Below are 24,266 nucleotides of genomic sequence, written 5' to 3'. Positions count from 1 at the left end.
GGAGCGCGAAGCATGACGAGTCAGGCCGATCGGGTCGACATCCTGCGGGCAGCGGGATTCCCGGTGCTCGGCGAACGCGACGACGCGGCTGGCGTCACCCCGGAGCAGGCCGCCACGCCGCTGATCTCCGCGACGGCCACCCCGCGCGCGCGGGTGGATCTCGACGCCGCCGACACCGACACCGCCGACGCCGCCACCGAGCGGGCGTGGCGCAAGACCGCCGACGAAGTGGGCCTGTTCGGCGACGACGGCGTGTTCTGCGTCTGCGTCACCGGCCCCGGGGCGTTCCGGCTGCCGTGGGTGGTGGTCCGCGCGCCCGAGGGAACGGGCTTCCTCGCGACGCTGCGGCAGCGATGCGGCTCACCCGATTTCGTGGCGGTCGCCCAGGACGGCTCCACGGCCGTCGGCGTGTTCGAGGAGGAGGACGAGAACTGGATCGTCACCGGACGGCCCGAAGGAGCACGACCATGACGGGTACGGACCCGACGAACAATCCGCGCATCGCCGAGGCCATGGCGAAGCTCGAACAGGCGGAGGCGGGGCTCGACCGCAGCATCAGCCAGGCCAGGCAGCTACAGAGCCGGATGCCGAAGTCCGGGCTGTCGCGGAAGGACATCGAGCAGATCGCCCAGCACGCCCGGAGCAAGGACGCGCCGAAGGAACTGCGCGAGCTCCAGGCCCGCATCGACAGCGGCGAGGTGTCGTGGAACGACATCGCCGAGGGCCGGTTCCTCGACGACCCCCAGGTACGCAGGGCGCTGGAGGGCGGCGTCGAAGGCATGCGCCAGGCCTACGTGATGATCAACGAGGGGCACGAACTCGACGAGATCATCGAACCGGGTGGACCTCCGTCGACCCCCGACCGCCCCGCGGACCGGGACGATCGGGACGACGACCCCGGAGACGACTACTTCGATGGTCCGGTACTGCGCTGAACAGCACCTTTCGCTCGCGGCGCCGCCGGCACCACCGGCCGGCGGGCGGTCAGCGGAACAGCACGATCACCGTCACCGACGCGGCGGCGGCGAGCACGAGCGCGACCAGAGCGAACGGCAGTGGCCTGCGCCGCCACGGGGTGTTGCGGTCCAGGGCCAGCCTGCCCGCGCCGGTGAACAGCAGCGCGAACGCGGCCAGCGCGACGAGCAGATCGAACTCGAACCCGCCGTCTCCGGCGAAGAACCCCTGACCCGCCTTGGCGTACACCACGTTGACCATCACGCCGATCACCGCGGCGGCGCCGAGCGGGGTGAACAGGCCGACGAGCAGGAGCACACCGCCCACCACCTCGGACGACGCGGTGATCCAGGACAGCAACGTCGTCTGACTCGTGAAGCCCATCGCGGTCAGCGCCTCGGCGAACCCGCCGATGCCGGGCCCGCCGAGCAGCCCGAACTTCTGGAGCCCGTGGGCGATGACGATGCCCGCCACCGCGATCCGCAACACGAGCAGACCGAAGTCCAGCCCGCCGTGCCAGCGATCTCCCACGGCGGCACGGCCGCCGGTGTCGTCCGTCGGGGTCGAGGCCGCGGCGGGAGCCGCCGTGAACCCGGAACCGTCGAAGTCCGAGGTGCGCAGCGTGGTGGTCGGTTGGTCGTCACCCTGGTGAACGCTCATGGCCGCGCAGCGTAGGCCACCCCGGGGCCGTGGGTGCGGACTTCGCCCGGGTTGTCGCGCGAAACACGGCTGTCGTCAGTACTCGCCCTGCACCAGGTTGTCCGGCAGCTCCCCCAGCACGTAGCGCTCGATCTCCGCCGCCGCGACCCGGTACGACCGCCAGCGCGCCCCGGACACCGCTCCCGCCACGTGGGGCGTCACGACCACGTTCGGCGCCGTCCACAACGGGTGCTCCGGGGGTAGCGGCTCGGGGTCGGTGACGTCGAGTGCCGCACGCAGCCTGCCTGACCCCAGCTCGGCGAGCAGCGCGCCGGTGTCCACCACCGCGCCACGCGAGGCGTTGACGAGCAACGCCCCGTCCGCCAGCGCGGCGAGGAAGGCCGCGTCCACCATGCCCCGGGTGCGGGTGGTCAGCGGCACCAGCAGCACCACGACGTCGGCGTCGGCCAGCAGGGCGGGCAGCTGCTCGACCCCCTCGACGCCGTCGCGAGGCGACAGGCCCACCATCGTGACCTGTGCGTCGAACGCGGCGAGCCGCCGGTGCAGCTGGTGTCCGACGTCCCCGGCACCGACCACCAGCACCCGCCTGCCCTGCAGGGTGCGGGTCGTCTCGGGGCTCCAGGTGCCCGCACGTTGCGCCTCGGCGAACCCGGGCAGCCCGCGCAGCTCGGACAGCAGGACGGCCATCACCCACTCCGCCGTGCTGCCGCCGTGCGCGCCTCGGCAGGTCGAGAGCAGGACCCCGGACGGCACGGTGTCCGTCCAGTCCTCCGCGCCCGCCGAGAGCAACTGGATCAGCCGCAGGCGCGGCATCGCCTCCAGCAACGGCCGCAGCGCCGCCGAGCGGGCACCCGGAATGAGCACCTCGGCGTCGGCGGCCTCGGCGGGCAGCGCGTCGCCCAGCGCCTCGACGCGGTAGCGCACGGGGCGGATGCCGGGCACGTCGGCCAGCACCGGCACACCCTCGTCGTGGGGAACCAGAACCGTGATGGTCACCCCACCATCGTGACCGATCCGCCGAGACCCGCTTACCCCAGGTTCACCCGGCGCCGCCTAGGCTGGACCACTGTGCGCAGGGGTCCGAGACGCTCGTGGTCGGCCGTGGTCCTGGCCTGCGCCGTGGTCGTGCCCGCGGGCTGCGCCGATTTCGACGACTCGACCGCCGAGACGGACTGGCGGTCGGCCCCGGAACTGAGTGCCGAGGCCGGCCCGCAGCCCCAGTTGCCCGAAGCCGAAGGCAGTGCCGAACCCGGCGGCCCCTCGACCTCCCAGACCCCGGTACCGCCCCCCGAGGGCTGCACCGACTACGACAAGGCCGTCATCGCCACCTGCCTCGACACCGTGTCGGCCGTCGCCGCCCTGCCCTCGGACGGCTCCAGCGTCACCGCGCTCGCCGGTGAGCGCCGCAGCGGCGAGGTGTTCCTCGTCAACAGCGACGGTGAACCGCAGGAGTACGCCACCCTCGACGTCGAGCCCACGGGCGACGGCGGGCTGACGGGGCTCGCCCTGTCCCCCACCTACGCCGAGGACGGGCTCGTGTTCGCCTACCTCACGACCGCCGAGGACAACCGGATCGTGCGCTTCGCCGAAGGACAGGAGCCCCAACCCGTCCTCACCGGCATCCCGAAGGGCGCCGACCACAACCGCGGCGCCCTGCTCGCGGGGGCCGACGGGTCGCTGCTGGTCGCCACCGGCGATGCCGGAGACGCCGCCGCCGCGGCCGATCGCACCTCGCTGGCGGGCAAGATTCTGCGGATCGACCCCTCGGGCGCGCCTGCGGGCGACAACCCCGCGGCGGACTCCGCCGTGTACGCGCGCGGCCTGCACGCGCCGGGCGGGATGTGCGGCACGGAGGACGGCTCCCGGCTCTGGGTCACCGACCAGACCGCCGACCGCGACGCGGTGTACCGCATCGAGGCGGGCGAGGAACTGTCGGTACCGGCGTGGACCTGGAAGGACCGGCCAGGGGTGAGCGGCTGCGCCGACTGGACCGACATGCTCGCCGTGTCCACGGAGCAGGCGGGCAACATCCAGAACCTGCCGCTGACCGAGGACGGCTCCGTCGGCGGCGAGCCGCAGGTCACGCTCGACGGCGAGGACAACGGCTACGGTCTGCTGGGCAGCCTCGACCAGGTCACCGGCGACGTCGCCGTCGCGGGCACGATCAACAAGGACGGCGGCACCCCGGTGTCGAGCGACGACCGCGTGGTGCTCATCGTGCGCCAGCCCGCTTCCGGCTCCGGCCGCGACTGACCGGGCCCTCGGCACGCACGTCGCACACCGCGGCCACCAGCGACACCAGCACCGCCGCGGCACCCAGGTAGCGGCCGAGCGCGGCCTGCACCGCCACGCCGCTGTCGGCGAGGAAGGCGCGCTGCTCGGCGCCGAACTGCCAGTCCGCGAAGACCCACGCGAACACCACCGAGCACGCGGCCACCGCCGCCGCGACCAGCCACAAGTGCGGCAGGCCACTGCGCCGCAGTGCGGGACGCTGCCCCGCCACGACCACGGCCACCCCGGCGAGCACGACCAGCATCGGCGCCAGCCACGCGAAGAACGTCCCCCGCCACACCGAGCGCGACACGTCCCCGGCAGGCAGCTCGGCCAGCGCCGCGCTCACCGCGGGATCAGCCGCGCTCAACCGGGTCCACGGCAGGAACAACGACACCACCGCGAGCAGCGCGGCACCCAGGCCGAGCCACTCGCGCCACGACACCAGGGCCGGTGACCAGCCCCGCCGGTCCCGGCGCGCCCGCGCGGCCACGGTCAGGCGCCGACCCGCTCCAGGACCAGCTCCCGCACGCGCTTGGCGTCCGCCTGGCCCTTCGTGGCCTTCATCACGGCGCCCACGATGGCGCCCGCCGCCTGCACCTTGCCGCCGCGGATCTTGTCAGCCACGTCGGGCTGCGCGGCCAGTGCCTCGTCCACGGCGGTGATCAGCGCCGAGTCGTCCGACACGACCTTGAGCCCGCGCTTCTCCACGACGTCGTCGGGCTCGCCCTCACCGGCCAGCACACCCTGCACGACCTCGCGCGCCAGCTTGTTGGTCAGCTCCCCGGAGTTGACCAGCGCGATCACCCGCGCCACCTGCGCCGGCGTGATCGGCAGTGCGGCCAGCTCCACCTCCCGGCCGCTCGCCTGCTGGTTGAGGTACTGCACCCACCAGCTGCGTGCCTCGCCCGGCGTCGCACCCTCCTCCACCGTGGCGGCCACGAGGTCGGCCGCGCCGGTGTTGACCAGGTCACGCAGTTCCTCGTCGGTCAGACCCCACTCCTGCTGGATCCGCCTGCGGCGTTCCCAGGGCAGCTCCGGCAGCGTGGTGCGCAACTGCTCGACCCACTCGCGCGACGGCGCGATCGGCACCAGGTCGGGCTCGGGGAAGTAGCGGTAGTCCTCTGCCGTCTCCTTGACCCGGCCGGCCGAGGTGGTGCCGTCGGCCTCCTGGAAGTGCCGGGTCTCCTGCACGATGTCCCCGCCCGCCGCGAGCACGGCCGCCTGCCGGGTCATCTCGTAGCGGACGGCGCGCTCCACACTGCGCAGTGAGTTCACGTTCTTCGTCTCCGTGCGCGTGCCGAACTCCTCGGTGCCCTTCGGCATCAGCGAGACGTTGGCGTCGCAGCGCAGCGAACCCTGGTCCATGCGCACGTCCGACACGTGCATGGCCCGCAACAGGTCGCGCAACGCGGTGACGTACGCGCGCGCCACCTCGGGCGCCCGCTCGCCCATGCCCACGATCGGCCTGGTGACGATCTCGATGAGCGGCACACCCGCACGGTTGTAGTCCAGCAGCGAGTGCTCCGCGCCGTGGATCCGGCCCGTGGCACCGCCGACGTGCAGCGACTTGCCGGTGTCCTCCTCCATGTGGGCACGCTCGATGCCCACCCGCACGACCTCGCCGTCGTCGAGCACCACGTCGAGGTGGCCGTCGAACGCGATCGGCTCGTCGTACTGCGACGTCTGGAAGTTCTTCGGCATGTCCGGATAGAAGTAGTTCTTCCGGGCGAACCGGCACCACTGCGCGATCTCGCAGTTCAGCGCCAGCCCGATGCGGATCGCCGACTCCACGGCCGTGCCGTTCACCACCGGCAACGCACCCGGCAGCCCCAGGCAGGTCGGGCAGACGTGGGTGTTCGGCTCACCGCCGAAGCGGTTCGGGCACCCGCAGAACATCTTGGTGTTCGTGTTGAGCTCGACATGGACCTCGAGCCCCAGCACCGGGTCGTAGCGCTCGACGACCTCGGCGTAGTCCATCAGATCGGCCACCGCGGTCACTTCGCCGCCGCTCCCTTCAGCTCGGGCATCCGGTCCAGCACCGGGCCGCGCGCGGTCTCGTAGGCCGCGCCCACCCGGTAGAGCCGCTCGTCCGCCAGCGCGGGCGCCATGATCTGCAACCCGACCGGCAGGCCGTCGTCGGCGGACAGGCCGCTGGGCACGCTCATCGCGGCGTTTCCCGCCAGGTTGGCCGGGATGGTGCACAGATCGGCCAGGTACATGGCCAGCGGGTCGTCCACGCGCTCACCCAGCCGGAACGCCGTGGTCGGCGTCGTCGGCGACACCAGCACGTCCACCTGCTCGAACGCCGAGGTGAAGTCGCGGGTGATCAGCGTGCGCACCTTCTGCGCGGAGCCGTAGTAGGCGTCGTAGTAGCCCGACGACAGCGCGTAGGTGCCGAGCATGATGCGGCGCTTGACCTCGGCGCCGAACCCGGCCTCGCGGGAGGCCGACATGACCTCCTCGGCGCTGTGGTCGCCGTCGTCGGCCACCCGCAGCCCGTAGCGCATGGCGTCGAACCGCGCCAGGTTGGACGAGCACTCGCTCGGCGCGATCAGGTAGTAGGCCGACAGGCCGTAGGTGAAGTGCGGGCAGGAGACCTCGACGATCTCGGCGCCCAGCTGCCGCAACTGCTCCACCGCGGCCTCGAACGAGGCGAGCACACCCGGCTGGTAGCCCTCACCCGACAGTTCCCGCACCACGCCGACCCGCACGCCGGACAGGTCGCCGTCGCCGCCGCGCCGCGCCGCCTCGACCACCGGCGGCACGGCCGCGTCGATCGACGTCGAGTCGAGCGGGTCGTGACCCGCGATCACCTCGTGCAGCAACGCGGCGTCGAGCACCGTGCGCGCACACGGCCCGCCCTGGTCCAGCGACGACGAGAACGCCACGAGGCCGTGGCGGGACACGCCGCCGTACGTCGGCTTCACGCCCACCGTCCCGGTGACCGACGCGGGCTGGCGGATCGAGCCACCCGTGTCGGTGCCGATGGCCAGCGGCGCCTCGAAGGCCGCCACCGAGGCCGACGACCCTCCGCCCGAGCCGCCGGGAATGCGCTCGCGGTCCCAGGGGTTCCGGGTCGGGCCGAACGCCGAGTTCTCCGTGGACGAACCCATCGCGAACTCGTCCATGTTGGTCTTGCCGAGGATCGGGACACCGGCCTCACGCAGCCTGCGCGTCACCGTCGCGTCGTACGGCGGGGTCCAGTCCCGCAGCGTCCGCGAACCACACGTCGTCGGCATGTCACGAGTGGTGAACACGTCCTTGAGCGCGAGCGGGACACCCGCCAGCGCCGACGCGGGGCGCTCACCCCGTGCCAGCCCGGAGTCGACGGCACGGGCCGCGGCGAGCGCGCCGTCGGCGTCGACGTGCAGGAAAGCGTGCAGGTCGGTGTCCACCTCGGCCACCCGGTCGAGATGCGCCCTGGTCACGTCCTCGGCGGACACCTCGCGGGAGTGAATCTTGTCAGCCAGTTCGGCGGCGGACAGCCGCGTCAGATCGGTCACTGCTCTTCCCCAAGAATTCGCGGTACCCGGAACCGGCCTTCCTCCGCCGCGGGAGCACCCGCCAGCGCTTCCTGCTGGCTCAGCCCCGGCCGCACCTCGTCGGTGCGGAACCGGTTGGTCAGCGGCACGGCGTGCGACGTGGGCGGGATGTCGTCCGACGCGACCTCACCGACCTTCGCGACGGCGTCGAGGATCTGATCGAGCTGGCCCGCGAAGACGTCTAGTTCCTCGTCGGTGACGGCCATCCTCGCAAGCTTGGCCAGATGCGCGACCTCGTCGCGGGAAATATTCGACACGCGGGCGACTCCCGGGGTGTTCTCGATTCTCAACTCAGCCGTTGTCGATTCGGGTGTTACCCAGGGCAGTCTATGGCGTACGAACCCGATCGCTCGTCCCGGGTCCTGGCCCGGCGGCGACTACCCACAGCACGGCCGGAACTGTCACAATCATCGGTCGGCAATCGCGTGAGGAGTGGACGAGGTGAGGACGCTGGCCGAGGAAAGGGGTTCACGTTGTCGTTCCTGATCCGGGTGCAACTCCCGGACAGCCCCGGAACTCTCGGTGCCGTGGCCGGTGCCCTGGGCCTGGCGGGAGCCGACATTCTCAGTGTCGACGTCGTCGAGCGCGGCAACGGCGTGGCGATCGACGACCTGGTGGTGGAACTCCCCTCCGGCAGGCTGCCCGACAGCCTCATCACCGCGGCCGAGAGCGTCGACGGCGTCGAAGTCGACGCCGTCCGGCCGTACGCGGGAGTGCTCGACACCCACCGGGAACTCGAACTCGTCGAGGAGATCGCCGCCAAGCCCGCGTCGGGGCTGGAACTCCTGGCCGACGGCGTTCCCCGGATCGTGCGGTCCGGTTGGTCGCTCGTCGTGCAACTCGGCGCCGACTCCGGTGGCACCATCCGCCTCGCGTCCTCCACCGCGGCGCCCGAGGCACCGCTGGGTGACCTGCCGTGGCTGCCGCTGGAGCGCGCCACGGTGCTCGACGCCGAGGCGCCGTGGGTGCCGGAGATGTGGCGTGAGCTGGGCACGGAGCTCGCCGCGACCCCCATCGGCAAGCCCGGAAGGGCCCTGCTCGTCGGCAGGCCCGGCGGCCCGATGTTCCGGGCCGCCGAAGTCGCCCGGCTGGCCCACCTCGCGGGCATCGTGGCGGTGGTCCTGGACGGCTGACGCCGTGTCCGCAGCCTACGTAGCCGTGTCCGCAGGCTGTGTAGTCGTGTCCGCAGTCTGCGTAGCCGAGTCCGCAGACTGCGTAGCCGAGTCCGCAGGTTGCGGCCACACCGGCCGAACCGGACGAACACCGCGTACCGTCGTGGGCTGATGCCCGACATCCACGACGAGCGCACTCGCCGCTGGCAGGACCGCCTGGCGGTTCCGGTACTGGCGGCGGCACTCGTGTCGGTTCCGGCGGTCTTCCTCGCCGCCACGCCCGGAGTCACCGGCCTCATCGGCGCGGCCCTCAACTGGGGGTCACTGGCTGTGCTGACCGGGGAATCAGCGGTGTTGCTCTGGTTCAGCGGCAGTGTCCGGGTGTTCGCACAGCGATACCGGGCACAGTTGCTGATCGTGGGACTGACCGTGCCTGCGGTCGTGTTCGTGGTCGGCCCGGTGCAGGTGCTGCGGGTGTTCTTGGCACTCGGGGCGTTTCGCATCCTGCGCGTACGGCGCATCCTGCGGGCGGGACAGGTGATCGTGCATCGCGCCGGCCTTGACGGTCGACGGGGACGATGGGTGTTGGCGGGGGTGGGAGTCGCAGCCGCCGGGTTCGCCGCGGTCGTCCTCGCCAACCCACGGTCCCGCAGCCGGAGAACCCTCGCCTGGGTGGTGGATCACCTCGGCGTGGGCGGCACGGTGGTCGCCGCCCTCGGGGTGCTGACGCTCGCCCTGGTCGTGGCGGTGCTACTCCGGGTTCGAGACTGACACCGCTACGCGCGCTGCGGACACGGCTACACAACCTGCGGACACGGCTCCATAAGCTGCGGACACGGCTACGCAGGCTGCGGACACGGTCACCGCGTTTCGTCGGGCGGGGCCTCGGCCAGGTCGGCCGCCGCCTCGGGCCCGCGTTCCAGCAGGACGCGGAAAGCGTCCTCCCCCAGCACGGGGACCTTCAGCTGGACGGCCTTGTCGTATTTCGACCCCGGCGTGTCGCCCACCACGACGAACGCGGTCTTCTTGGACACCGATCCGGCCGCCTTCCCGCCGCGAGCCATGATCGCTTCCTTGGCCTCGTCCCGGGAGAACTCCTGCAACGAGCCGGTGACCACGATGGACAACCCTTCGAGGTGACGCGGGATGGAGGTGTCGCGCTCGGCTTCCATGCGGACCCCGGAGCGGCGCCACTTCTCCACGATCTCGCGGTGCCAGTCGACCGCGAACCACTCCCGGACGGCCGTGGCGATGGTGGGGCCGACCCCGTCGACGTCGGCGAGTCGCTGCTCGTCGGCCTGGTCGACGGCGTCGACGGACCCGAACTCCCGCGCGAGCGCCTGTGCGGCCGTGGGGCCGACGTGCCGGATCGACAACCCGACGAGAACCTTCCACAACGGACGGTCCTTCGCGGCGTCGAGGTTGTCCAGCAGCCGCCTGCCGTTGGCGGAAAGCTCACCCGCCTTGGTGACGAACAGGTCGACCCGGCTCAGCTTCTCCTCGTCGAGGTCGAACACGTCGCCCTCGTCGGTGATCACGCCGGAGCGCAGCAGCGCTCCCGCCGCCTCGTAGCCCAGCACCTCGATGTCGAAGGCTCCCCGGCCGGCGAGGTGGAACAGCCGTTCCCGGAGCTGCGCGGGACACGACCCCGCGTTGGGGCAGCGGATGTCGACGTCGCCCTCCTTCTCGTAGGCGAGCAGGGTGCCGCACTCCGGGCAGTGAGTGGGCATGACGAACTCGCGTTCGGCCCCGGTGCGGACGTCGACCACCGGCCCGAGCACCTCGGGAATCACGTCGCCCGCCTTGCGGATCACCACGCGGTCACCGATCAGCACACCCTTGCGCCGGACCTCCTCGCCGTTGTGCAGGGTGGCCATCGAGACCGTGGACCCGGCGACCTTCACGGGTTCCATGACCGCGAACGGGGTGACCCGGCCGGTACGCCCCACGTTGACCTGAATGTCGAGCAGCGTGGTGTTGGCCTCCTCCGGCGGGTACTTGAAGGCGATGGCCCAGCGCGGTGCGCGGGACGTCGCGCCCAGCCTGCGCTGCAACGACACGTCGTCGACCTTGATGACGACGCCGTCGATCTCGTACGCCGCGTCGTGGCGGTGCTCACCCCAGTAGTGGATGTGCTCCACCAGCCCCTCGGCCGACTCGATCACCGTGCTGTACGGGGAGACGGGCAGGCCCCAGGCGGTGAGCGCGTCGTAGGCCTCGGACTGCCGCGTGGGGTCGAAGCCGGTGCGCTGACCGAGGCCGTGGCTGATGAACCGCAGCGGCCTGCTGCGCGTGATGCGCGGGTCCTTCTGCCGCAGCGAGCCCGCGGCGGCGTTGCGCGGGTTGGCGAACGGGGACTTGCCCGCCTCGACGAGGTGGGCGTTGAGGTCGGCGAACTCCGCCACCCGGTAGTACACCTCGCCCCGCACCTCCACCAGGGCGGGCACGGGGAACCGCTCGGTGCCCGTGAGCTGCTCGGGCACCTCCTGCAGCGTGCGCACGTTGAGGGTGACGTCCTCGCCGGTGCGGCCGTCGCCCCTGGTCAGGGCGCGGGTGAGTCTGCCGTGCTCGTAGAGCAGGTTGATGGCGAGCCCGTCGACCTTCAGCTCGCACAGGTAGCGGGTGCCGCCGCCGATCTCGCGTTCGACCCGGTCGATCCACGCCCGCAGTTCGTCGAGGTCGAACGCGTTGTCGAGGCTGAGCATGCGCTGGAGGTGGTCGTAGGCGCGGAACTCCGTGGAGAACATGCCGCCGACGCGCTGGGTGGGCGAGTCCGCCGAGGCGAGGCCGGGGTGCCGCGCCTCCAGGTCCTCCAGTTCGCGCAGCAACCGGTCGAACTCGCCGTCGGAGACGGTGGGCGCGTCCAGCACGTAGTAGCGGAACTGGTGCCCCCGCACCTCCTCGGCCAGCTCGCCGTGCCGCTCCCGGACGTCGGCGGGGACGTCCTGGATGCCCTCGATCTCGGCAAGGCCCTCAGCGCCCTCGGCGGAGGCCGTCAGCTCGTCACTGCTCACAGGAGAGCAGCCTAGTCAGCATCACCGACATCGCCGGTCAGGCCGCGAACGAGGGCACGGAGTTCACCGAGGCTGATGGTGCCCTCGGGCTCGTCGACGGCGGTCTCGACGCGGCGCAGCCGCTCGGCGGCGAGCCGTTCGCCCAGCGTGGCGTCCAGCGGCAGGAAGGTCATCGCGGTGCGCTCGGCCTCGGTGAGCGCGGCGAACTCCGGGTGGTGGACGGCGACGTCGACCACGCCGTCGGCGTCGTCCACCTGCGCCACGACCCGCACGTCGGCGAGCGGGAGGCGGCGCGGACCCAGATTCACCGTGACTCCGGCGGGATCGGGAACCGGCGGTACCGAGTCGTGGTACTCCCAGATGGTGTCGTCGGGCGGAGCGGCGGCCTTCCAGGCGTCGGTGTAGGGCCGCAGCGCGGGGTCCTCCTGGCCGCTGACCACGAGGGCGTAGAGGGCGCGCTGCCCGCGTTCGAGGGAGAAGTGCAGGTCGGGATGCACACGGGCGACCGCATCGCACAGCAACGTCTCGGCGGCCTGCGGCTGTCCTTCGCCGAGCGCCGCGCTGACGTCGGGCAGCACGTCGTGCCAGTGGCGCCAGAACTCGGCCGCCGCCGCACCGGGCTCGTCCCGGACCGGCCGCTCCGGCCAGGGCGTGCGTGGGTCGGCGGGGACCGGCTCGGCGGAGCCGCGCCTGCGAAAGAGCCGCATGCCGCCCAGTCCTACCAGCCCTCGACGGGCTCGACGAAGGCTTTGCCGAGATCGCGGGTCAGCGACAGGGCCCGGCGCACCCAGTCGGCCGTCGCGCCCGCGAGCCCGCAGGTCGGTGTGGGCACGGCCTGCTCGGCCAGCGTGGCGCGGGCGAAGCCGAGCCGGTCCACCAGGTCGAACGCGGGGCGCGCCAGGGTCTTCAGTTCGGGCGGCGTGGCGGGCGCCGTGCTGGGCACGAGTCCGAGCAACAGCGTCGTGCCCGCGTCGTAGGCCTCGCCGATCTCGTCGAGCAACGCCCCACCCGCGCCGGTCAGCAGCGTCGCGTCGAGCGACACGGCGTCGGCGCCGGCCGCCCGCAGCAGCCCCACCGGGGGACGGCGTGCGCAGCAGTGCACCGCCACGGCCGCACCGGTGCGCTCGCGCGCCGCCTCGATGACCGTGCCGAGCAGGTCCCTGGCCTCCGGTTCGGGCACGGCGGGCACCGTGCCGTAGCCGGACGGTGTGGACAGCGCCCCGGCGAGCACGTCCGGCAGGCTGGGTTCGTCGAACTGCACCACCACGCGGGCGCCCGTGCGCTCGGCGAGCTGGGCGACGTGGGCGGCGAGTCCCTCCACGAGCGAGTCGGTGAAGTCCCGCACCGCGCCCCGGTCGGTGAGCACGCGGTGGCCCCGGGCCAGTTCCACGCCCGCCGCGAGCGTCCAGGGCCCCGCGAGCTGGGTCTTGACGACCTCGGGCGCGCCGCGACCCGCTGCCTCGGTGACGGCGTCGATGTCCCACCGCAGCAGGTCCACCGCCCGGCGCTGGTCACGCCCCGGGCGGGCGGCCACGCGGTAACCGGACGGCACGACGTCCACGGCCAGGTCGACGAGCACCGCCGCGGTGCGGCCGAGCAGGTCGGCCCCCACCCCTCGGGCGGGCAGTTCGGGCAGGTGGGGGAACTCGGGCAGCTCGCCGAAGACGACGGCGGCGGCCTCGCCGGAGTCGGTGCCCGGCATCGAGCCGACCCCGGTCGCCGCGCCGGTCGGCCACGGCCGCAGCGAACGCTGTGTCACACCACTGGTCACGGCACCGATTGTCCCGCCGCGGACACCGTGGTTCACGACGGGGTCCGCCCGGCTCACCACACGGTTCGCCGTCGCAGCACCGGGGCGACGTGCGTACCGTCGGGGGTGTCGGTGAGGGAGGTGAGCCCCGGTGCGGGTGGCGCTGGCGCAGACGGACTGCAGGCTCGGCGACGTGGACGGCAACCTCGCGTCGGCCGAGCGGATCGTCAAGGACGCCGCCGAGGCGGACGCCGAGCTGGTGGTGTTTCCCGAGCTCAGCCTCACCGGGTACGCGCTGGGCCAGCTGGCCGACGACATCTCGCTGTGGCCCGACGACCCTCGGCTGGCCACGCTGTCGCGGCACGGGCCGGACGTGGTGATCGGGCTGCTGGAGGACGGCCGCATCCGCAGGCACAACTCGGCGCTGTACCTGTCCGGCGGCAGGCTCGTCCACAACCACCGCAAGCTCTACCTCCCGAACTACCTGATCTGGGAGGAACGCAAGCACGCGAGCCCCGGCCAGCACATGCGGGCGTTCGAGGCGGGGCACGGCCGGTTCGCCACGCTCATCTGCAACGATGCCTGGCAACCGATGCTGCCGTGGCTCGCCGCACAGGACGGCGCCGAACTGCTGATCGTGCCCGCGAACAGCGCCGCGAAGCTGACCGGCGGCTCGTTCGACCCGGCGGAGTACTGGCACGACCTGCTCACCTTCACCGCCCGGATGCAGCAGTGCTGGGTGGTGTTCGTGAACCGGGTGGGCGACGAGGCCGGGGTGCGGTTCTGGGGTGGCTCCCGGGTGGTCGACCCGTGGGGCTCGGCCGTGGCGACGGCGCCCACCTGGGAGGAGTCGCTGACGATGATCGACATCGACCTCACGGCGGTGCGCAGGCGGCGGCGGGAGATGCCGCTGCTGGCGGACGCACGGATGGGGCTGCTGCGCCGGGAGCTGGAGCGGCTGATCACCGAGAGCGGCCACGACTGAGCGCCCGCTCAGTGATCTGACTCTCACGGGCCTCCTGCGGGTGGTCCGAACCTGGTGTCATCACGGGATGCGACCGCTCGACGACGGGGCCCGGCACTGGACCGAACCAGGGATCTACTCGGTGGCGCCCGGCGTTCACCGCATCCCGCTCCCGATGCCGAACTCCGGGCTGAAAGCGGTCAACGTCTACGCGATCACCGACGGCGACGCGCTCACCCTCATCGACTCGGGCTGGGCGTGCGACGAGGCGCACGAGGCGCTGGAGAAGGCGTTGTCCGGACTCGGCGCCGGGCTCGGCGACGTCGGCGAGTTCCTGATCACCCACGTCCACCGCGATCACTACACGCTGGCGCTGCCGGTGCGGCGAGAGCACGGCACTCCGGTGGCGCTGGGGGCGCGGGAGGAACCGGCTCTGCGCGCCGTGGCGACGCCGGGCCGTCCGCCGATGGCCGACCAGCTCCCGCTGCTGCGGCGCGCGGGCGGTGACGCGGTGATCACCCTGCTGACCGAGGCGTTCGCCGCGACCCCACCGCCCACCGACGACACGGTGTGGGAGCAGCCCGACGAGTGGCTGCGAGAGGGCCGCCGCAGCACCGTGGGAGGCAGGACTCTCGACGTGCTCGCCACCCCCGGCCACACGGCGGGGCACGTGGTGTTCGCCGACCGCACCGAGGGCCTGCAGTTCACCGGCGACCACGTGCTGCCCCACATCACCCCGTCGGTGGGCCTGCACGCCGCCCCCGTTCCGCTGCCGCTGCGGGACTTCCTGGAGTCGCTGCGCCGGGTTCGCGCGTTGCCGGACGCCCGCATGCTGCCCGCCCACGGCCCCACCGGCGCGAGCGTGCACGCGCGGGTGGACGAGCTGCTGCGCCACCACGACCGCAGGCTGGACGACATCGCGCACACCGTGTCGCTCGGCGCCCACACGGCCTACGAGGTGGCGCTGCGCCTGCCGTGGACCCGGCACGAGACGGCGCTGTCCGATCTCGACCCGTTCAACCAGGCGCTGGCCGTGCTGGAAGTGGCGGCACACCTGGACCTGCTGGTGGCCAGGGCGACGCTGACGGGCACCGACGACGGCGTGTTGCGCACCTACCGCGCCTGAGCGAACGGTGCCGTGCGTTACCCCGGCGGTGCGGCCAGCTCGTCGCGCAGCTGCCGCTTGAGGATCTTGCCGGAGGCGTTGCGGGGCAGGTCGTCGGTGAAGTGGACGGCCTTCGGGACCTTGAAGTGCGACAGGGCCGAGCGCACGTGCGCGAGCAGTTCGTCGGCGCTGACCTCACCCTTCGGCACCACCACGGCGGTGATCGCCTCGATCCACCGATCGTCGGGCAGGCCCACCACAGCGACCTCCGCGACGCCGGGATGCGTGTAGAGGGCGTCCTCCACCTCGCGCGACGCCACGAGAACCCCACCGGTGTTGATGACGTCCTTGATGCGGTCCACCACGTAGAGGTAGCCCTCGTCGTCGACGCGCACGAGGTCGCCGGAGTGGAACCAGCCGTCGCGGAACGCCTCCGCGGTCTCCTCCGGCTTGTCCCAGTAGCCGGTCGCCAGCTGCGGTGACCGGTAGATCACCTCGCCCTGCTCCCCCGCGGCCACGTCGCGGCCGTCCGGGTCCACCACGCGCGCCTCGACGAACAGCACCGGCCTGCCTGCCGAATCGGGACGCCGGTCGTGTTCCTCGGGGCGCAACACGGTCGCCAGCGGCGCGATCTCCGACTGCCCGAAACAGTTGTAGAAGCCGAGTTGTGGCATCGCCGCGCGGAGCCGGTTCAGCACCGGCACCGGCATGATGGACGCGCCGTAGTAGGCCTTGCGCAGCGACGACAGGTCCGAGCGGTCGAAGTGGTCGTGGTTGGCCAGCGCCACCCAGAGTGTCGGGGCGGCGAAGAAGGCGCCGTGCCGGTCGGCGGCCAGCCTGCGCAGGATCTCGGTGGGGTCGGGCGTCTCCAGCACCGTGTTCGTGGCACCGACAGCCAGCCACGGCATGAGGAACACGTGCAGCTGCGCGCTGTGATAGAGCGGCATCACGTGCAGCGGGGCGTCGTCGGGCGCGAGGTCGAGGTCCACGACGCAGGACACGTACTCGTGTACCAGGGCCCGGTGGGTCATCATCGCGCCCTTGGGCCGCGACGTCGTGCCCGAGGTGTAGAGCAACTGGGCGAGATCGGTGTCGGCGACGTCCACCTCGACCTCCGGCACCGGGCCCGTGCTCGCCTGTTCCAGCAGGCTGCCCTCGGCGTCGCGCAAAGCCAGCACGTGTTCGGGCTCCACGCCCGCGTCCGCGAGGTTGCCCGCCAGCACGGGGTCCACGAGCGCCGCCCGGCTGCCCGACTGTTCCAGCAGGTAGGCGAGGTCGTCGCCGGTGAGGTTGAAGTTCACGGGCACGTGGACGAGACCGGCGCGGGCACAGGCGAGGAATCCGAGCAGGTAGGCGTCGGAGTTCTTCCCGTACGCCGCCACGCGGTCGCCGGGGGCGAGCCCGAGGGAGAGCAGGTGCGCGGCGGTACGGGTGACCGCCTCGTCCAGTTCGGCGTAGGTCCATTCCCGACCGGGGCCCGCGTTGAACCGCAGCGCGATCCGGTCCGGGTGCCGCGCGGCGCTGCGGCGCAGGATGTCGGCGACCGTGCTGGAGCGGACAGGCGTCATCGGTGTCCTCCGGGAAGTGCTCGACGGGTTCCGCCATTAGACGCGACCGCGCCCCCACTGTCGAGCTTCCCGCACGACGCGCGCTAGTCTAGCTTTTACGATAATGACAATCAGTTTCAACTAGGAGGTGTCCGTGTCCGCTGTCTGCCAGGTCACCGGCCGCAGGCCGGGTTTCGGCAAGCAGGTGTCGCACTCGCACCGCAGGACGTCGCGCCGGTGGGACCCGAACCTGCAGTCACGCCGGTACTGGGTCCCCAGCGAAGGCCGCTGGGTGCGGCTGCGGGTGTCGGTGAAGGGAATGAAGACCATCGACAGGCGCGGCATCGACGCGGTGGTCGCCGAGCTGCGCGCGAAAGGGGTGCTTCGCTGACATGGCTCGCGACGAGCTGCGGCCGATCATCAAGCTCCGGTCCACCGCAGGGACCGGCTACACCTACGTGACCAGGAAGAACCGCCGCAACAACCCGGACCGCATGGTGCTGCGCAAGTACGACCCGGTGGCGCGGCGCCACGTCGAGTTTCGCGAGGAGCGGTGATGGCCAAGAAGTCGAAGATCGCGCGCAACGAGCGGCGCAAGGTGATCGCCGCGCGGTACGCGGACCGGCGGGCCGCCCTCAAGGCCACGATCCGCTCCCCCCGGTCCACGCCGGAGGAGAAGGCCGCCGCCGTGTCGGCGCTGGCGGCGATGCCGCGCGACGCGAGCCGCACGCGCATCCGCAACCGGGACACGGTCGACGGCCGTCCGCGCGGGTACTACCGCGCGTTCGGGCTGTCGCGCATCCGGCTGCGCGAGATGGCGCACCGCGGCGAACTGCCCGGTGTCACCAAGTCGAGCTGGTAGGAGAGCAATGGTGAAGCGAGTTCCGCGCCCCGGTCAGCGCAGGCGCAACCTGCTGCGAGCCAACGGAATCGAGGAGGTCGACTGGAAGGATGCCGCTCTGTTGCGGCAGTTCATCTCGGACCGGGGCAAGATCCGCTCCCGTCGGGTGACCGGGCTGACCCCGCAGGAGCAGAAGCAGGTCGCCACCGCGATCAAGAACGCCCGCGAGATGGCGTTGCTGCCCTATCCGGCGTCACAGCGGGGGTGACACGGCCGAGAACGCGCCCATCTCACGCCGTTGCGGCGATCTTCGCGCTGCCCAGCACGACGTCGCCCCCGTCGGCGTCCGGCCGGTACAGCACCACGACCTGGCCGGGCGCCACGCCACTCAGGGGCTCGCGCAGTTCGACCACCACGCCGCCGTCGACGACCTCGGCCACGGCGGGGGCCATGCCACCGTGGGCGCGGACCTGTGCCACGCACTCCGTCGGCCCCGGCCGGAGCGGCTCGCCCGGCCAGATGGGCCGGTCCGCCTCGATGCGATGCACCGCGAGGTCGCGGGCGGAGCCGACCTTCACCGCGCCGGACACCGGCTCCAGCCCCAGCACGTAGCGGGGCCTGCCGTCGGGCGCGGGCGCGTCGATGCCGAGGCCCTTGCGCTGGCCCACGGTGAACCCGTGTACGCCCGTGTGCTGCCCGAGCACAGCGCCGGTCTCGGCGTCGACGAGGTCACCGGGCCGCTGCCCGAGCCGCTTCTCCAGAAACGACTTGGTGTCGCCGTCCGGGATGAAGCAGATGTCGTGGCTGTCGGGCTTGGCCGCGACGGACAGGCCCCGCTCGGCGGCCTCCGCGCGCACGTCGGACTTGCGCGAGTCGCCGAGCGGGAACATCGCGTGCCGGAGCTGGTCCGGGGTGAGCGAGGCGAGGACGTAGGACTGGTCCTTGCCCTCGTCGGCGCTGCGGCGAAGTTCGGGTACGCCGTCCACCACGGACAGGCGGGCGTAGTGCCCGGTACACACCGCGTCGAAGCCCAGCGCCACCGCCTTCTCCAGCAGCGCCTCGAACTTGATCTTCTCGTTGCAGGTGACGCACGGATTGGGAGTGCGGCCCGCCGCGTACTCGCCGACGAAGGTCTCGACGACCTCCTCGGTGAAACGCTCGGCGAAGTCCCACACGTAGTACGGGATACCCAGCATGTCGGCGGCCCTGCGGGCATCGCCCGCGTCCTCGATCGTGCAGCAGCCGCGCGAGCCCGTGCGCAGCGTGCCGGGCTTCGCGGACAGCGCCAGATGCACACCGACGACGTCGTGTCCCGCGGCGACGGCCCTGGCGGCGGCCACCGCCGAGTCCACTCCCCCGCTCATCGCGGCCAGTACCCGCACCGCCTACACCTCCTGCTCGGTCTGCCCGGTTCGGGTCTTGCGCATTCCCGACAGCCCCGCCTGCCGCGCGCGGGTCACGACGCCGCCGACCTCGGCCGCGAGCGCCTCCACGTCGGCGCGGGTGGACGAATGCCCCAGCGAGAATCGCAGAGAGCTGCGCGCCGAGGCCGCGTCGGCCCCCATCGCCAGCAGGACGTGGCTCGGTTCGGCCACTCCCGCGGTGCAGGCGGAGCCGGTGGAGCACTCGATGCCCTTGGCGTCGAGCAGCATCAGCAGGCTGTCGCCCGCACAGCCGGGAAACGTCAGGTGGGCGATGCCGGGCAGGCGGTCGCCCGCGTCCAGCGGCGGCCCGTTGAGCACCACGTCCGGCACCTGCGCGCGCACGGCGGCCACCAGCTCGTCGCGCAGCTTCGTGAGCTGGGCGACGTGCTCGGCCCTGCGCGCGACCGCGCTCCGCACGGCCGTGGCCAGCGCATGGATAGCCGGGACGTCCAGTGTGCCGGAACGCACCTCGCGCTCCTGGCCCCCACCGTGCAGCAGCGGGGTACACGTCGTGTCCCGCCCCAGCACCAGCGCGCCCACGCCGTAGGGGCCGCCGAGCTTGTGCCCGGTCAGGGTCAGCGCGTCGACGCCACTGGCGGCGACGTCGAGCGGCACCGCACCGACGGCCTGCACGGCGTCGGTGTGCAGCGGTACGTCGTACTCGGCACAGACGGCGGCCAGTTCGGGCACGGGGTTGATCGTGCCGACCTCGTTGTTGGCCCACATCACCGTCGCGAGCGCGACGGTGTCCGCCTCGGCCGCCACGGCCGCGCGCAGCACGTCGGGGCAGACGCGGCCGTGCTGGTCGACGTCGAGCCAGGTCACCTCGGCGCCCTCGTGATCGGCGAGCCACTGCACGGCGTCGAGCACGGCGTGGTGCTCCACCGCCGACGCGAGGACCCTCGTGCGGCGCGGGTCGGCGGCGCGGCGGGCCCAGTAGAGGCCCTTGACGGCGAGGTTGTCGCTCTCGGTGCCCCCGGCTGTGAAGATCACCTCGGAGGGGCGCGCGCCGATCGACTCCGCGACGGTCTCCCTGGCCTCCTCGACCATGCGCCGCGCCCGGCGGCCCGACGAGTGCAGTGACGAGGCGTTGCCCAGCATGGGCAGCGCGTCGGTCAGGGCCGCGAGGGCCTCGGGCACCAGTGGCGTGGTGGCCGCGTGATCGAGGTAGGTCATCGTCACACCAGGGTAGTCGCGTGGCGTCGACCACAGCCGCGGTGTCGCTCACGTCGTGGGGTGGACGTCCCGTGTGCGCTCGCGCAGCCCCCGGTGCACGAGCAGGCCACCGACGACGGCGATCAGCGCGAGCGCGGCGGCCAGCAGTGCGACGGCCGCCGACGGACGTCCCGTGCCGCCCAGCAGGCCGAGCAACACGCCACCGGCCCCGATCGTCAGCGCCGAGGTGATCCAGTCGCCGAGTTGGGTGGCCGAGGTGTTGAAGCCGCGCTCGGCCGGGGGTGACAGGCGCAGCAGCAGCACGGAGATGGACGGCATCCCCAGCCCCATGCCCGCGCCCGCGCACGCCGACGCGGCGAACGCCACCCAGGCAGGCGCTCCCGCCCACGCCACGAGGGCGAACAGCGCCAACCCCGCCGCGACGAACCCGAACGCCGCTCGCAGCAGCGCCCGCCTGCTCCAGTCAGGATTCCTGCCCTGCACGACGGACGCCGCCGACCAGCTCAGCGCGCCCACCGTGAGGGGCAGCCCGGCCAGCGCGGGGCCGTGACCGTGGACCCGGGACATCGTCAGCGGCAGGTACGCCTCCAGCCCGGCGAACGCCCCGGCCAGCAGTGCGCGGGAGCCGACCACGGTCGGCAGGCCCGGCCTGCCGGTCAGCGTGCCGACGGGAAGCAGCGCGCGCAGCGAGACCGCCAGCACCGTCAGCGCCGCCAGGGCGAGCCCGACGGTGACGGCGGTCGCCGACGGCCGCTGCGCCGCCCAGGTCAGCGCGGCCACGGCCACCGCCACCGCCACGGCCGCCGCGATGCTCGCGCGCCGCACGTGCTCGTCGGCGACGTGGCCGGGCAGGCCGCGGACCACGGGGACCAGCATCGCCACACCCGCCAGCAGGACCGGGACGAGCCCGAGGAACACCCAGCGCCAGCCCGCCGTCTCGGTCACGAGCCCCGCGATCGGCGGGCCCAGGACGGCGGGCAGCACCCACGCCGCCGCGTTGGCCGCGTAGATCACCGGCCGTTCCCTGTCGTCGTAGACGAGCGCGATGAGCAGCGACGTCGCCACCAGCAGCACACCCGTTCCGAAGCCCTGGAGGGCACGGCCCACGAGCAGGGCCGCCATGCCGGGGGCCAGCCCGGCCGTGAGCAGCCCCGCCAAGAAGATCCACGGTCCGATCAGCAGTGGGAGCGCTGGACCCCTGTGGTCGCAGATCCGCCCGGACAACACGGTGGCGGCGACGCTGGCGACCAGGAACGCGGTGAACGGCCACGAGTACAGCTCACCGCCGTCGAGATCGGCGACCATCGTGGGCATCGCGGTGGCCACACCCATGTTCTCGAACGCGAGCAGGGTGACGACCAGCAACAACCCCACCGTGGTGCGCCGGTGCTCGGGGGTCCACAGCACGCCTGCCCGGCGTTGCCCGGTGTGTTTGACGTCCTCTCCCGCTTGAAGGCGGGAGATTCCTCCTGCCGCGTGTGCGGCTCCGGTGGGTTCCTGTTTCATCAAGACGTGCTCCCCGCTAGGCGGAGAGGCTGACCGTCTCTCCGCAGGCGTTTAACCTCTCCGCCCGTCCGGCGGCGAGGATGTTCTTCGCGGCGTTCACATCCCGGTCGTGGTGCGCGCCGCACGGGCACGACCACTCCCGAACCGACAGCGGTTTGGGTCCGTCGATCCGGCCGCACACATGGCAGACCTGCGACGACGGGTACCAGCGGTCGATTTCGTGCACGACACGCCCGTGCCTCTGGGCTTTGTCTTCCAACATGCGGACGAACTGGCCCCACGCGGCGTCGTGCACCGACTTCGCGAGTTTCGTGCGCGCGAGGCCGGACACGGCAAGGTCCTCGACGTAGATCGCTTGGTTGTCGCGGATCAACGCCGTCGTGTTCTTGTGTGCCCAGTCGGTGCGCGAGTCGCGGACCTTGGCGTGCGCCTTGGCCACCCGCAGGCCGACCTTGGCGCGGTTGTTGCTGCCCCGCTGCTTGCGAGACAAGTCCTGTTGCACTTTGCGGAGCTTGCGTTCCGCGCGGCGCAGGAACTTCGGAGACTCGATCGTCTTCCCGTTCGACAACACCGCGAACGTGACCAGCCCGAGATCGATGCCGACCTCGCTGCTGGTCTCGTGTAGCGGCTCGTCGTTGACCTCGACCACGAACGACGCGAAGTACCGTCCGGACGCGTCCTTGACCAACGTGACCGACGACGGGACCGAGGGCAGGTCGCGCGACCAGCGAACGTCCAGGTCCCCGATCTTCGCCGCGTACAGCTTCCCGTTCGGCTTCACCGAGAATCCGTTGCGGGTGAGCCGGATGGCCTGCCGGTTGTCCTTGCGGGACCGGAACCGGGGACGCCCAACCTTGCGGCCCTTGCGTTTGCCGGACATCGAGTCGAACCAGTTGCGGTACGCCGCGCGAGCGTCCTGACACGCCTGCACCAGCGCTACCGACGCGACCTCCGACAGCCACGCGCGGGCGCAAACCTTCTTCGCTTCGGTGACGACACGACGCTGCACCTCGGTGTCCGACAAACGCTCGCCCGCTTCGTAGGCATCTTGGCGTGCGCGGAGCGCGTCGTTGTACACCACCCGCGCGCATCCGAACACCTTGGCCAGCGCGGTGCGCTGGCCGGGCGTCGGGTAGACGCGGAAGTTGTACCGAAGCTGCATAGTGCCATAATAGCACCATGATTCGACTTGGTTTGCGCCTCCCCGACGAACTACACCGTGAACTCACCGACGCCGCCGAAACAGAAGGCCGGTCACTGAACGCGCACCTGGTGTACCTACTCACCGCCGCGAACGCCGCCCCGGTGGAAGAGGTACACCGCTGGGCACGCGACACACGCAGTTGATGCACTAACCCCGCCCCGAAGGACGGGGCCTGCGCGCTACATTCCACGGTCATGCGAGCAGCCTGCAACCTCGACCGCGGTGGAGATCAAGCCCGCAGCGGCGATCCACTGTGGAGCACGGAAATCACTCGCACCGAACCGGGAGTCCTTTCTAGGGTGCCGCCATGACACAGCCTCCCGTCGGCGCGACGCTCACGCGCCTGTCTCTGCCGGACCGCGCCGTCGAGCGGTTCGAGACCGGCTCACTTCCCGTCTACGCCATCGGCGACGAGCTGGTGTTGAAGTTCTATCCCGCCGAGGACGCCGACGAGGCGCGGATCGAGGCGACCGCGCTCGACGTGCTCGACGGCAGGCTGCCCGTGGCCACACCGGAACCCGTCGCCCACGGTGGCGTCGACGACTGGCACTACCTGCTCATGCGGCGGGTGCCGGGCCGGGGGTTGGACGAGGTGTGGCCGTCGCTGTCACCGGCGGAGCGGCTGCGGCTGTGCGAGCGGATCGGAGCGGTGGCGGCGGAGTTGCACGCGGTCACCGACTCCCGTTGCGCCGAACTCGGCCCCGCCGACTGGGCGCAGTTCGTGGCGCAGCGGTGCGAGGCCGTCGAAGCCCATCACCGGTCGCAGGAGCTGGCCCCTGAGTGGCTGGCCCGTATCCCGGATTTCCTGGACTCCGTCTCGCTGCCCGCCTCGCCCACCGTGCTCCTGCACACCGAACTGCTGCGCGAGCACGTGTTCGTGCGACGTGACGGCGAGCGGTGGTCGGTGTCGGGGCTCATCGACTTCGAGCCCGCGATGACCGGCGCCAGGGAGTACGAGTTCGTGGCCGCGTCGGTCTACCTCGCAGGGGGCGAGGCCGGGTTGTGGCGGGGGTTCCTGCGCGGGTACGGCCTGAGCGCCGACGAGGAGTTCGCGCGTCGTTGCCTGGCCTACACGCTGCTGCACCGGTACTCGTCGCTACGAACGTATCTGACGTGGATGCCTGTGCCGGGCACCCCGTCGTTCGACGCGCTGGCACGGCTGTGGTTCGGCACGTCCATGCACACCTGACTAT

Annotated in this window: 27 protein-coding genes; 13 read left to right on the top strand and 14 right to left on the bottom strand. The window is 71.9% G+C overall.

Annotated features, from left to right (window positions below; translation table 11 throughout):
* The first annotated feature begins 12 nt into the window (after positions 1-12).
* Positions 13-471 carry a hypothetical protein gene (locus FFT09_RS20540; protein ID WP_138383710.1) on the top strand — a complete coding sequence of 153 codons (459 nt, stop codon included), beginning with the start codon at positions 13-15 and terminating at the stop codon, positions 469-471.
* Positions 468-935 carry a hypothetical protein gene (locus tag FFT09_RS20535; protein ID WP_138383709.1) on the top strand — a complete coding sequence of 156 codons (468 nt, stop codon included), beginning with the start codon at positions 468-470 and terminating at the stop codon, positions 933-935. Before FFT09_RS20540 ends, FFT09_RS20535 begins: the two co-directional genes overlap by 4 nt.
* 49 nt (positions 936-984) lie before the next feature.
* On the opposite strand, the gene FFT09_RS20530 is transcribed toward FFT09_RS20535, so the two are convergent.
* Positions 985-1,614, bottom strand: a complete 630-nt coding sequence (locus tag FFT09_RS20530; protein WP_138383708.1) for a DoxX family protein — start codon at positions 1,612-1,614, stop codon at positions 985-987.
* A 75-nt stretch (positions 1,615-1,689) separates the two neighbouring features.
* Positions 1,690-2,610 carry an NAD(P)-dependent oxidoreductase gene (locus FFT09_RS20525; RefSeq protein ID WP_138383707.1) on the bottom strand — a complete coding sequence of 307 codons (921 nt, stop codon included), beginning with the start codon at positions 2,608-2,610 and terminating at the stop codon, positions 1,690-1,692.
* Positions 2,611-2,682: 72 nt separating this feature from the next.
* Here FFT09_RS20525 and FFT09_RS20520 point away from each other — a divergent pair, with 72 nt between their 5' ends.
* Positions 2,683-3,867 (top strand): PQQ-dependent sugar dehydrogenase, encoded by a 1,185-nt coding sequence (locus FFT09_RS20520; RefSeq protein ID WP_081194343.1) that lies wholly within the window; start codon positions 2,683-2,685, stop codon positions 3,865-3,867.
* Here FFT09_RS20520 and FFT09_RS20515 read toward each other — a convergent pair.
* From FFT09_RS20515 to gatC, 4 genes are read right to left on the bottom strand one after another with little or no spacing between them, the layout of a single operon-like run.
* Positions 3,827-4,378: a hypothetical protein gene (locus FFT09_RS20515; RefSeq protein WP_244231439.1), complete on the bottom strand. Its 552-nt coding sequence runs from the start codon at positions 4,376-4,378 to the stop codon at positions 3,827-3,829. The genes FFT09_RS20520 and FFT09_RS20515 overlap by 41 nt on opposite strands.
* A gap of 2 nt (positions 4,379-4,380) precedes the next feature.
* On the bottom strand, positions 4,381-5,886 hold the full coding sequence (gatB, locus tag FFT09_RS20510) for an Asp-tRNA(Asn)/Glu-tRNA(Gln) amidotransferase subunit GatB (protein WP_138383706.1): 1,506 nt from the start codon (positions 5,884-5,886) through the stop codon (positions 4,381-4,383).
* Positions 5,883-7,391, bottom strand: coding sequence for an Asp-tRNA(Asn)/Glu-tRNA(Gln) amidotransferase subunit GatA (gatA, locus tag FFT09_RS20505; RefSeq protein ID WP_081194339.1), 1,509 nt, complete (start codon positions 7,389-7,391; stop codon positions 5,883-5,885). The genes gatB and gatA overlap by 4 nt, the downstream gene beginning before the upstream one ends.
* Positions 7,388-7,687, bottom strand: a complete 300-nt coding sequence (gene gatC / locus FFT09_RS20500; RefSeq protein WP_024876685.1) for an Asp-tRNA(Asn)/Glu-tRNA(Gln) amidotransferase subunit GatC — start codon at positions 7,685-7,687, stop codon at positions 7,388-7,390. The genes gatA and gatC overlap by 4 nt, the downstream gene beginning before the upstream one ends.
* A gap of 216 nt (positions 7,688-7,903) precedes the next feature.
* On the opposite strand from gatC, the gene FFT09_RS20495 reads away from it, so the two are divergent.
* Positions 7,904-8,563: an ACT domain-containing protein gene (locus FFT09_RS20495; RefSeq protein WP_024876686.1), complete on the top strand. Its 660-nt coding sequence runs from the start codon at positions 7,904-7,906 to the stop codon at positions 8,561-8,563.
* A 150-nt stretch (positions 8,564-8,713) separates the two neighbouring features.
* On the top strand, positions 8,714-9,313 hold the full coding sequence (locus FFT09_RS20490) for a hypothetical protein (protein ID WP_081194337.1): 600 nt from the start codon (positions 8,714-8,716) through the stop codon (positions 9,311-9,313).
* An 89-nt stretch (positions 9,314-9,402) separates the two neighbouring features.
* On the opposite strand, the gene ligA is transcribed toward FFT09_RS20490, so the two are convergent.
* Genes ligA through FFT09_RS20475 form a run of 3 tightly spaced genes read right to left on the bottom strand, consistent with a single transcriptional unit; the run spans position 9,403 to position 13,327 of the window.
* On the bottom strand, positions 9,403-11,541 hold the full coding sequence (ligA, locus tag FFT09_RS20485; RefSeq protein WP_425273073.1) for an NAD-dependent DNA ligase LigA: 2,139 nt from the start codon (positions 11,539-11,541) through the stop codon (positions 9,403-9,405).
* A 26-nt stretch (positions 11,542-11,567) separates the two neighbouring features.
* Complete coding sequence (locus FFT09_RS20480) at positions 11,568-12,263, bottom strand: hypothetical protein (RefSeq protein WP_138383704.1); 696 nt, start codon at positions 12,261-12,263, stop codon at positions 11,568-11,570.
* 11 nt (positions 12,264-12,274) lie between these two features.
* Complete coding sequence (locus tag FFT09_RS20475; RefSeq protein WP_275528151.1) at positions 12,275-13,327, bottom strand: methionine synthase; 1,053 nt, start codon at positions 13,325-13,327, stop codon at positions 12,275-12,277.
* 130 nt (positions 13,328-13,457) lie between these two features.
* On the opposite strand from FFT09_RS20475, the gene FFT09_RS20470 reads away from it, so the two are divergent.
* Together FFT09_RS20470 and FFT09_RS20465 are read left to right on the top strand one after the other, a co-directional pair.
* Positions 13,458-14,291, top strand: a complete 834-nt coding sequence (locus tag FFT09_RS20470) for a nitrilase-related carbon-nitrogen hydrolase (RefSeq protein WP_081194333.1) — start codon at positions 13,458-13,460, stop codon at positions 14,289-14,291.
* Positions 14,292-14,358: 67 nt separating this feature from the next.
* On the top strand, positions 14,359-15,396 hold the full coding sequence (locus FFT09_RS20465; RefSeq protein WP_138383703.1) for an MBL fold metallo-hydrolase: 1,038 nt from the start codon (positions 14,359-14,361) through the stop codon (positions 15,394-15,396).
* 17 nt (positions 15,397-15,413) lie between these two features.
* On the opposite strand, the gene FFT09_RS20460 is transcribed toward FFT09_RS20465, so the two are convergent.
* Positions 15,414-16,943, bottom strand: a complete 1,530-nt coding sequence (locus FFT09_RS20460; protein ID WP_138383702.1) for an acyl-CoA synthetase — start codon at positions 16,941-16,943, stop codon at positions 15,414-15,416.
* Between the two features lie 133 nt (positions 16,944-17,076).
* On the opposite strand from FFT09_RS20460, the gene rpmB reads away from it, so the two are divergent.
* The 4 genes from rpmB to rpsR are packed head-to-tail and all read left to right on the top strand — an operon-like array spanning position 17,077 to position 18,031.
* Positions 17,077-17,313 carry a 50S ribosomal protein L28 gene (rpmB, locus tag FFT09_RS20455; RefSeq protein ID WP_138383701.1) on the top strand — a complete coding sequence of 79 codons (237 nt, stop codon included), beginning with the start codon at positions 17,077-17,079 and terminating at the stop codon, positions 17,311-17,313.
* Position 17,314: 1 nt separating this feature from the next.
* Entirely contained in the window at positions 17,315-17,479 is a 165-nt protein-coding gene (gene rpmG / locus FFT09_RS20450; protein ID WP_024876695.1) for a 50S ribosomal protein L33, read from the top strand.
* Positions 17,479-17,784, top strand: coding sequence for a 30S ribosomal protein S14 (rpsN, locus tag FFT09_RS20445; RefSeq protein WP_138383700.1), 306 nt, complete (start codon positions 17,479-17,481; stop codon positions 17,782-17,784). Before rpmG ends, rpsN begins: the two co-directional genes overlap by 1 nt.
* Before the next feature lie 7 nt (positions 17,785-17,791).
* Positions 17,792-18,031 carry a 30S ribosomal protein S18 gene (gene rpsR / locus FFT09_RS20440; RefSeq protein WP_081194323.1) on the top strand — a complete coding sequence of 80 codons (240 nt, stop codon included), beginning with the start codon at positions 17,792-17,794 and terminating at the stop codon, positions 18,029-18,031.
* Between the two features lie 22 nt (positions 18,032-18,053).
* Here rpsR and mnmA read toward each other — a convergent pair whose 3' ends face one another.
* The 4 genes from mnmA to FFT09_RS20420 are packed head-to-tail and all read right to left on the bottom strand — an operon-like array spanning position 18,054 to position 23,031.
* Positions 18,054-19,145 (bottom strand): tRNA 2-thiouridine(34) synthase MnmA, encoded by a 1,092-nt coding sequence (gene mnmA / locus FFT09_RS20435; RefSeq protein WP_138383699.1) that lies wholly within the window; start codon positions 19,143-19,145, stop codon positions 18,054-18,056.
* Between the two features lie 3 nt (positions 19,146-19,148).
* On the bottom strand, positions 19,149-20,363 hold the full coding sequence (locus FFT09_RS20430) for a cysteine desulfurase family protein (protein ID WP_138383698.1): 1,215 nt from the start codon (positions 20,361-20,363) through the stop codon (positions 19,149-19,151).
* Positions 20,364-20,411: 48 nt separating this feature from the next.
* On the bottom strand, positions 20,412-21,869 hold the full coding sequence (locus tag FFT09_RS20425) for an MFS transporter (protein WP_138383697.1): 1,458 nt from the start codon (positions 21,867-21,869) through the stop codon (positions 20,412-20,414).
* Between the two features lie 16 nt (positions 21,870-21,885).
* The gene (locus tag FFT09_RS20420; protein WP_138383696.1) at positions 21,886-23,031 is read right to left on the bottom strand and encodes an RNA-guided endonuclease InsQ/TnpB family protein; all 1,146 of its coding nucleotides are present in this window, start codon (positions 23,029-23,031) and stop codon (positions 21,886-21,888) included.
* Positions 23,032-23,048: 17 nt separating this feature from the next.
* Between FFT09_RS20420 and FFT09_RS20415 the strand changes: the two genes are divergently transcribed.
* Both FFT09_RS20415 and FFT09_RS20410 read left to right on the top strand, forming a co-directional pair.
* Positions 23,049-23,216, top strand: a complete 168-nt coding sequence (locus FFT09_RS20415; protein ID WP_138383695.1) for a toxin-antitoxin system HicB family antitoxin — start codon at positions 23,049-23,051, stop codon at positions 23,214-23,216.
* Positions 23,217-23,380: 164 nt separating this feature from the next.
* On the top strand, positions 23,381-24,262 hold the full coding sequence (locus FFT09_RS20410; protein ID WP_138383694.1) for a phosphotransferase family protein: 882 nt from the start codon (positions 23,381-23,383) through the stop codon (positions 24,260-24,262).
* The last annotated feature ends 4 nt before the right edge of the window (positions 24,263-24,266 follow it).

Source organism: Saccharomonospora piscinae (assembly GCF_005862235.1).
In the GTDB taxonomy this organism is placed as follows: domain Bacteria; phylum Actinomycetota; class Actinomycetes; order Mycobacteriales; family Pseudonocardiaceae; genus Saccharomonospora; species Saccharomonospora piscinae.
Note: the sequence above shows the minus strand (reverse complement) of the source record. Positions and strands in the feature narration are given on the sequence as shown.

Bases quoted from the DNA above. Each gene is read 5' to 3' on its own strand.
- rpmG (WP_024876695.1), top strand. From the start codon at position 17,315: ATGGCTCGCGACGAGCTGCGGCCGATCATCAAGCTCCGGTCCACCGCA.
- FFT09_RS20430 (WP_138383698.1), bottom strand. From the start codon at position 20,363: ATGACCTACCTCGATCACGCGGCCACCACGCCACTGGTGCCCGAGGCC.
- FFT09_RS20490 (WP_081194337.1), top strand. From the start codon at position 8,714: ATGCCCGACATCCACGACGAGCGCACTCGCCGCTGGCAGGACCGCCTG.
- rpsR (WP_081194323.1), top strand. From the start codon at position 17,792: ATGGTGAAGCGAGTTCCGCGCCCCGGTCAGCGCAGGCGCAACCTGCTG.
- FFT09_RS20420 (WP_138383696.1), bottom strand. From the start codon at position 23,031: ATGCAGCTTCGGTACAACTTCCGCGTCTACCCGACGCCCGGCCAGCGC.
- FFT09_RS20465 (WP_138383703.1), top strand. From the start codon at position 14,359: ATGCGACCGCTCGACGACGGGGCCCGGCACTGGACCGAACCAGGGATC.
- FFT09_RS20410 (WP_138383694.1), top strand. From the start codon at position 23,381: ATGACACAGCCTCCCGTCGGCGCGACGCTCACGCGCCTGTCTCTGCCG.
- FFT09_RS20415 (WP_138383695.1), top strand. From the start codon at position 23,049: ATGATTCGACTTGGTTTGCGCCTCCCCGACGAACTACACCGTGAACTC.
- FFT09_RS20530 (WP_138383708.1), bottom strand. From the start codon at position 1,614: ATGAGCGTTCACCAGGGTGACGACCAACCGACCACCACGCTGCGCACC.
- FFT09_RS20540 (WP_138383710.1), top strand. From the start codon at position 13: ATGACGAGTCAGGCCGATCGGGTCGACATCCTGCGGGCAGCGGGATTC.
- rpsN (WP_138383700.1), top strand. From the start codon at position 17,479: ATGGCCAAGAAGTCGAAGATCGCGCGCAACGAGCGGCGCAAGGTGATC.
- FFT09_RS20535 (WP_138383709.1), top strand. From the start codon at position 468: ATGACGGGTACGGACCCGACGAACAATCCGCGCATCGCCGAGGCCATG.
- FFT09_RS20425 (WP_138383697.1), bottom strand. From the start codon at position 21,869: ATGAAACAGGAACCCACCGGAGCCGCACACGCGGCAGGAGGAATCTCC.
- FFT09_RS20460 (WP_138383702.1), bottom strand. From the start codon at position 16,943: ATGACGCCTGTCCGCTCCAGCACGGTCGCCGACATCCTGCGCCGCAGC.
- FFT09_RS20480 (WP_138383704.1), bottom strand. From the start codon at position 12,263: ATGCGGCTCTTTCGCAGGCGCGGCTCCGCCGAGCCGGTCCCCGCCGAC.